General features: G+C 48.4%; 7 protein-coding genes. 5 read left to right on the top strand and 2 right to left on the bottom strand.

Translation table 11 applies throughout. From position 1 onward, the window contains the following. The 5 genes from RMO52_RS08585 to phoU form a co-directional block, all read left to right on the top strand. On the top strand, window positions 1-435 hold a 435-nt coding region (locus tag RMO52_RS08585), incomplete at its 5' end, for a hypothetical protein (protein WP_310412924.1). Window positions 436-454: 19 nt separating this feature from the next. Further along, window positions 455-1,087 carry a molybdenum cofactor guanylyltransferase gene (locus tag RMO52_RS08580; protein WP_309744840.1) on the top strand — a complete coding sequence of 211 codons (633 nt, stop codon included), beginning with the start codon at window positions 455-457 and terminating at the stop codon, window positions 1,085-1,087. Between the two features lie 285 nt (window positions 1,088-1,372). After that, entirely contained in the window at window positions 1,373-1,669 is a 297-nt protein-coding gene (locus RMO52_RS08575; protein WP_309744842.1) for a DUF3143 domain-containing protein, read from the top strand. Window positions 1,670-1,862: 193 nt separating this feature from the next. Further along, window positions 1,863-3,191, top strand: a complete 1,329-nt coding sequence (locus RMO52_RS08570) for a HAMP domain-containing sensor histidine kinase (RefSeq protein WP_310412922.1) — start codon at window positions 1,863-1,865, stop codon at window positions 3,189-3,191. Between the two features lie 319 nt (window positions 3,192-3,510). Continuing rightward, window positions 3,511-4,173: a phosphate signaling complex protein PhoU gene (gene phoU / locus RMO52_RS08565; protein ID WP_310412918.1), complete on the top strand. Its 663-nt coding sequence runs from the start codon at window positions 3,511-3,513 to the stop codon at window positions 4,171-4,173. Between the two features lie 63 nt (window positions 4,174-4,236). Here the strand turns inward: phoU and fmt are convergent, their stop codons facing one another. Both fmt and RMO52_RS08555 read right to left on the bottom strand, forming a co-directional pair. After that, window positions 4,237-5,226, bottom strand: coding sequence for a methionyl-tRNA formyltransferase (gene fmt, locus RMO52_RS08560; RefSeq protein ID WP_310412915.1), 990 nt, complete (start codon window positions 5,224-5,226; stop codon window positions 4,237-4,239). A 158-nt stretch (window positions 5,227-5,384) separates the two neighbouring features. Continuing rightward, a partial coding sequence (locus RMO52_RS08555; protein WP_310412912.1) for a proton-conducting transporter membrane subunit occupies window positions 5,385-5,927 on the bottom strand: 543 nt, incomplete at its 5' end.

Genomic DNA, 5,927 nt, shown 5'->3' with positions numbered 1-5,927 from the left:
ACACGCGCCCCCAAATCTCCGGTGGTGGGAGTCAACTCTCCTCAGCTCCAGCCACAAGTCAGGCAATTACCCCAAAATTCAGCCCCAGATTGGCTCACATCGCTGCTTGCAGTTCAAAAGGGTGCAGCGATCGTTTTTTGCAGCGTATTGGGGCTGAGTGTCGTTGTCTATGGGCATACCGCACGGACTCAAGATATGTGGAAAGCACAACACAAGCAATTAAAGCGATTCCAAACGCAAGAACATCAACAAGCTGTCATCGCGGAAAATATCAAGCAGGACTTGGCACAACAGGCACAGCAACCTAAGAGTGGCTTAGTCGATCCCAGCCCCAAGCAGATGGTATTCATTACTGGTGCGCCACAACGTCCCATTAGAGCTTCGGCTAGTCCTGCGTCTGCTGCCCCCAAATCCAAGCTGCCATTAGGTTACTAACCATTCATTCCAGTGTCTTGTGGACGATCGATCTGTGTCGGTACTGATTCTCGCTGGTGGTCGAAGTTCGCGGATGGGTCGCGATAAGGCTACCATTGAGATCGATGGAGTGCCATTAATTCGGCGGATTTATGATGCTGTGGCTGGCTGTGAGGATCTCGGAAATCGCGATCGATCGCTGCACCCGCAAATCTATGTAATTACCCCCTGGGCGGATAAATATCAGTCACTTTTACCGGAGGATTGTGAATTCATTCCCGAGCGATCGCCAGACTGCGGGCCGTTGCTGGCTTTTTCACAAGCACTGACGGCAATTTCGACACCTTGGGTATTGACTCTCGCTTGCGATTTGCCCAATTTATCAACTTTAGCGATCCAATCCTGGATCGATGGATTGCCTGCTGTCGCCCCTGGGAGCATTGCTTATCTCCCCAAACACCCAGACAAAGGGTGGGAGGCGTTAGCTGGCTGCTATCGGCAAATTTGCCACCGCTCGTTGCGCATGTACATCGATCGGGGCGGTCGATCGTTTCAAGGTTGGCTCCGAGAGCAGGTAGTCACTGAGTTAGTCGTCACCGATCCCCGCTGGCTGGCAAACTGTAATACCCCCGCTGAGTTGGCACAGATTATCGCCGCTCGCCCGATTTCCTAGCAGCTAGAGCGGATATCGGTCTAAAATGGTAATCGATCGGCGAAAATTACGCTCGGTAAAAATATTAATTATTGGCATTGCTGAATTCAGGTATGAAGCATAGATTTAGCCCTGCTTGGTGAAACGCACGCTGAGGAAGCCTCAGCGCGATTTGGGTCGCTCCCAAGCTTGGGAGAGGGGAGCCAGAGCCGGAGGCGAAGGCGGGACTGAAGAGCGAACCATACCACAATTGAGCAACGCCAATTATCAATTATCAATTATCAATTATCAATTATCAATTCATCCATGACCTTACTACCGACTGATGATACCCCGTTGTACAATCATCCCCTGCCTGAAATCGAGCAATGGTTGCTCTCAATGGGTTGCGAACAAGATGATAGTGAGTTGCACTGCTGGCATATTACCAGACCAGATTGGCGCGCTGAAGTGTGTTTGGATATCGAAGAACTTACCGTTCGCTATCATGCCACTGCCGATAACCCCACCCCTCTGACCTCGGGCAATCCGAGTATTTATCGCACCTTCAAATATTCGCTGAGTCGTCAAGATATCGAAAACGCCGTGTTTGCAGGCCCCTAACGCGATCGGCTCGAAGCTCGGTCATGCTAAACTTAACTACAATTCATAGTATGATAGTATTTGGATGCTAGCTCTAATGTGGCTAGGATCTGCTCGCTAGCCGACGAACTCTAGATCCTAGCTTCTGGCAAGATTTGTTAGCGGCTCTGGAGTCGGTACAGATCGGTGTCAGTATTTACCCATCTATCGAGCCATGTTTCTAATCATCTCGCTTTCGGTCATCATGGGGATCGTTGTCGGTGCCAGTGGTGGTTATTTATGGCGGGATGCTGACGCCAAACGGCAACTGCAACAGGTATTGGCGGTGATGGAGACATCCGACTACCATGAAGATATCTCGCTCCCGATCGTATCACAGTTACGACGGCGGATCGTCATCAGTCAACAACAACATCAGCAGCTTCAGCAACAGTTATTTACGTGGCAATCTTTACTCCAAGATGCGCCGATTGGTTACTTGCAGCTCGATGCTGACAATCAAGTGTTATGGTGCAACCACAAGGCGCAACAGCTCCTCCAAATTCAGCGGTGGCAGCCCGGACAAACCAGACTATTATTAGAATTAGTCCGTTCCTACGAACTCGATCGCTTAATCACTAAAGTTCGATCGCAACAGGTAGCGGCGGAATTAGTTTGGCAGTTTCATTTTGGGTATCAAGAAGCCGCAAATTCCCAGTCGATTTGGATTGCAGCTAGTGGGATGCCGCTCGACGATGGTGCCATTGGCGTATTTATCGAGAGCCAGCAGCAACAAGTAGATACCGATGCCGCGCGGGAGCGGTGGCTAGGCGATCTCGCTCATGAAATTCGGACTCCCCTGACAGCTATTCACCTGATTGCCGAAACATTAGAATCTAAACTGCCCCCGGAGTTGACTCGTTGGGCGAGTCGGATCTTGCAAGAAACTAATCGCTTAATCGATTTAGTTCAACATTTTTTGGAACTGAGTCAGTTAGAAAACGCGGCTGCTCATTCGTTAAAATTGACGGAAGTTGACGTGGTACAGCTCATTGATGATACTTGGCATACTTTAGAACCAATTGCCAAGCAGCGCCAAATCGAATTTGTCTATACGGGACCAGCGCAATTAATCCTAGAAATCGATAAAGGTCGATTTACGCAAGTATTAATTAATTTATTTGATAATAGCCTGAAATTTTCTCCCGATCGCGGACATATTTGGCTCGATGTTCATCTGTTAAAATCAGCTCGACTTGGTGATAATACCGAGCCAAATTCAGTCTCGATCGATCTCTATGATGATGGTGCTGGTTTTACAGCTAGCGATCTCCCCTATGTTTTCGATCGGTTATATCGCGGCGATGTCTCGCGCCAGCGGAGCGAGACGGAGGCTGGTAAGCGCCATTCACAAACAACTGGTAGTGGCTTGGGACTAGCGATCGTCAGACAAATTATTCTCGCCCACCACGGCACGATCGTCGCCAATAATCACCCCAAAACTCATGGCGCTTGGCTCCAAATCGCGTTGCCAACTAGTGAGGGACATTCAACATTTAATTAAGTACATTAAGTATAAATTAAGGACGAATGTATGGATGCCCGATCTAAAAATTACTATGGCAATTGTGCCATTTATGACCGCAGCTAACACTCAAGAAATTGTTCGTCGCATTTAATCGTTGGCGTAGCCTCCGCCTTGCGGAATCGTCATCGGCATAAAAATGACAGCTCGATAATTTTCAGATATAGTGATATTTAAGACAGTAATTAACTCACTAGGCTCGCTAATATAAAAATAGGTATTGAATATATGGTCCGGAGTGGATGACAGCTCCGAACGTAAATCATCCTACAATCCGCTCGTCTTAATACTTGGAAATGTGACTATATCTTATTCATTGAATGAATCTAGACAATTTAGACATCGTAGCCGCCGCCTAGAACAAGACATGTTGTTGATGGGAGCTTTAGTCGAGCAGTCATTTCGGCTGGCGCACAGATCGCTATTTCAGCGAGAAATCGGCATCGCTGAAGAGATTCCGAAAATCGATCGCAAGATCGACAGCTTTTATCATCAAATCGAGCTGGAATGCGCGGAACTAATGGCGATTGCCTCTCCTGTTGCCCAAGATTTGCGGCGACTGAGCGCCTTTATGCAAATGGTGCGAGACTTAGAGCGAATTGGGGATTATGCCAAAGATATCAGTCAAATCTCGCTCAAATTGTTTCCCTACCCTACTCATCCTTGCCTACCCGCGATCGAACAGATGTCGCACCATGCGCGGGCAATGCTAGAAGCTAGTCTAGCAGCATTAGCCAATCTCGATCGCATGGCTGGCCCGACGATTCACAGGCTCGATGATGATGTCGATCGCGCCTATGATGAGATTTATCAGACTTTAGCCACTCAAACTAATCTTCAAGGCTCCATCGAGCCGACAATCCTACTCGCACTTACCATCCGCCATCTCGAACGCATGGCAGATCACGCGACGAATATTGCCTTTCGAGTGACGTTTATCGTCACGGGAGCGAGACAGTAATTGATAATTGATAATTGATAATTATCGAGCGTTGCCTAATTTGTAGTGTGTCTGGTGTGTGGCTTATGCCAAAATTTCACCGACAGCTAATCTCGTACCATTGACTAAATCGGTACCGGATTGGGGACGTTTGCCGGGGAGTTGAACTTCACACAATAGCAGACAACCAGAGCCAGTCTGAATAATTGGCCCTAAACCTTTGGCGATTTTGACGACTGTGCCAGGTACACTGTTACTCAAATCTAAACTTTCAATTTCTGGTAATAACTTCTGCATCGCTGGAGTTAAGTCTGCTTGAAACTCGGCAGCTAGCGGTACTGTAGCCATAATTTTCAGCGGCTGAGCGCGGCAGGTAGCGACACAATTGGGATAGAAGCCGCGAACTCGATTGTGGATCGAAATATTCGATCGCGTCCACTCGATCGTGTATTCTGATTTCTGAATGGGTGGTGCGAATGTTGCCGCTGAATGCTCCTGGGGCATCGGTGTAATCCGATCGAGGCTATAGATCGTCTCAACTAGTAGTCGCGCACCTTCGACGGCCAATTTTGCCGCCAATCGATCGGCATTAGCGAAGAGATCGACTGGGGTTTCATACTTGAGGAGCATGGCACCAGTATCCATCCCCGCATCCATCAGCATGGTTGTAATCCCCGTGCGCGTCACCCCATCCGTCAAGCAGCGTTGAATCGGTGCCGCGCCGCGATACGCTGGCAACAGCGAGCCATGTACATTGATACAGCCCAATTTGGGCAAATCGAGAATTTCTTGAGATAAAATCTGCCCGTAGGCTACTACTACAAATATATCTGCTCCCAGGTCGCGGAGTGCCGCGATCGTGTCGGGATCTTTTTTAATCCGCGCTGGTTGCCAAATCGGGAGCTGATGTGCGACAGCCACCTGTTTGATTGGCGATGGCGATAGTTGATTCCCCCTCCCCCGATTCTTGTCTGGCTGCGTCACTACCCCCACCACTTGAAATTGTGAATCGGCGAGCAGTTGCTCCAATGTCGGAATGGCAAATTGGGGAGTACCGAAGAAGACGATTCGCATGGGATTAGTGGATAGTGAATAGTGGATAGTGAATAGTTATTGGTAGGCAGCGAGCGTCGATGAAAGTATGGGGTGTAAAAAACATCTAACGACTATTCACTATCCACTTCTTCCTACTATCCACTATCCACTATTCACTATCCACTATCCACTTCTTCCTACTTCACTGCCACTTGTCGTTCCAAACTCGCTTGCAACATCGGCGTGTTGCTCACTGAATTATTCGCGATCGTAAAGAGGGGATTGGAGAGAATGCCTGCGAGGGATGTCGCGATCAATGTGGCGATGGTAGCCACTTGGAGCGAGCGCATTCCGGGGATATTCCAATTGGTAACTGGGTAGTTTCTGATGACATCGGACATTTCGTTGGGTTCTTTGACTACCATCATCTTGACGACGCGGAGATAGTAGTAAATCGAAACGACACTAGTTACTAGGGCGAGTAATACCAGTCCATAGGCACCTGCTTTCCAACCTGCCCAAAAGATGTAAATCTTGCCGAAGAAACCAGCTAACGGGGGAATCCCACCGAGCGACAACAGACAGATACTCAGTGTTAGGGTGAGGAAGGGATCTTTTTGATATAGACCAGCATAATCGCTAATCCGATCGGTACCCGTCCGCAGTGTAAATAAAATCACACAGGCAAAGGCACCCAAATTCATAAACAAGTAGACGAATAGGTAAAATACCATGCTGGC

Origin of the sequence: Chamaesiphon sp. OTE_8_metabat_110 (genome assembly GCF_031382685.1) — a bacterium.
Taxonomy (GTDB): domain Bacteria; phylum Cyanobacteriota; class Cyanobacteriia; order Cyanobacteriales; family Chamaesiphonaceae; genus Chamaesiphon.
Note: the sequence above shows the minus strand (reverse complement) of the source record. Positions and strands in the feature narration are given on the sequence as shown.